Annotated in this window: 1 protein-coding gene and 2 pseudogenes; 2 read left to right on the top strand and 1 reads right to left on the bottom strand. The window is 75.5% G+C overall.

Annotation, left to right across the window (positions count from 1 at the left end):
- Together JNW87_RS38790 and JNW87_RS38785 are read left to right on the top strand one after the other, a co-directional pair.
- The coding region (locus JNW87_RS38790) for a sigma-70 family RNA polymerase sigma factor (RefSeq protein WP_238455482.1) at positions 1–567 on the top strand (567 nt) is incomplete at its 5' end.
- Positions 568–647: 80 nt separating this feature from the next.
- Positions 648–725: pseudogene (locus JNW87_RS38785) on the top strand (glyoxalase); the annotation flags it as partial.
- A 3-nt stretch (positions 726–728) separates the two neighbouring features.
- Here JNW87_RS38785 and JNW87_RS38780 read toward each other — a convergent pair.
- Positions 729–1329, bottom strand: a pseudogene (locus JNW87_RS38780) (acetate--CoA ligase family protein); the annotation flags it as partial.

Here is a 1329-nt window from a genome sequence, read left to right as displayed (position 1 = left end):
AAGTTCTCCACCTACGCCACCTGGTGGATCCGCCAGGCCATCACCCGCGCCATGGCCGACCAGGCCCGCACCATCCGCATCCCGGTGCACATGGTCGAGCAGGTCAACCGGATGGTCCGGGCCCGCCGGGAACTGTCGGTCTCGCTGGGCCGGGAGCCCACCGTCGCCGAGGTGGCCGCCGCGCTGGGCGTCCCCGAGTTCCAGGTGATCGAGCTGATCTCGTACGACCGGGAGCCGGTCAGCCTGGACCAGGCGGTCGGCGACGACGGGGAGAGCGCGCTCGGTGACTTCGTCGCCGCGGTGGACCCGCGTGCCGAGCCGGGTGACGCCGCCGCCAACGGCGAGCTGCGCAACGAGGTCCGGATCGTGCTGGCCACCCTCTCCCAGCGGGAGCAGGCGGTGATCCGGCTCCGGTTCGGCCTGGACGACGGCCGGCAGCGTACCCTCGACGAGGTGGGCCGGGAGTTCGGTCTGTCCCGGGAGCGGATCCGGCAGATCGAGAAGGTGACGCTGCTCAAGCTGCGCGCCCCGGAGCGGGCGAACCGCCTGGAGGCGTACGCCTGCTGAGCGGTCGGAATCGGAGGCCCCGGCGATTCGTCGGGGCCTTCGCCGTGCGATGCCCTTGACTCTCCGCTCCGGTCGGGCAGGACAACGCGGGCTTCGTCTTCTTCACCGACCCGGACGGCAACGCCTGGGCGGTGCAGCAGATCTCCAGCCGGGGCTGAGCCTCACAGCCGGCGCGGGCCGGTGTCCGGGCGGGGCGCCTCGGCGCCGGTGCGCACGGAGGCGTGCAGCACCGAGATGCCGTCCGGGCGGGCCAGCACCGGGTTGAGGGTCAGCGAGCGGACCCGGGGCTGCTCGTCGGCGAGCCGCCGACCCGCAGCAGCAGGTCGACCAGCGCGGCCCGGTCCACCGGCTCGGCACCCCGTGCCCGCGCAGCAGCGGCGCGGCCCGGGGCTCGTCGACCAGTTCGGCGGCGTCCCGGTCGGTCAGCGGCACCGCCCGCCAGGCCCGGTCGCCGAGCAGCTCGGTGGCGACGCCGCCGAGCCCGAAGCCGACCACCGGCCCGAACGCCGGATCCTCCATCACCTCCACGACGCAGGCCACCCCGGGCGGGACCATCGGCTGGACCAGCACCTCCGGGCCGAAGACCGGGGCCATCTCCGCGTACGCCCGGCGCAGCGCGGCCGGGTCGGCCAGGTCGAGACGGACCGCCCCGAGGTCGAGGCGGTGCCGCAGGCCGGGCGCGGCGGCCTTCAACGCCACCGGCCAGCCGAGCCGCCCGGCGGCCTCCACCGCCTCGTCGGCCGTCCGCGCCGCGCGGACTCC

The sequence above is a fragment of the Micromonospora sp. ATA51 genome (genome assembly GCF_016802855.1).
Lineage (GTDB): Bacteria > Actinomycetota > Actinomycetes > Mycobacteriales > Micromonosporaceae > Micromonospora > Micromonospora sicca.
The sequence above is the reverse complement of the archived record's forward strand: the minus strand, read 5'-3'. Positions and strand labels throughout refer to the sequence as shown.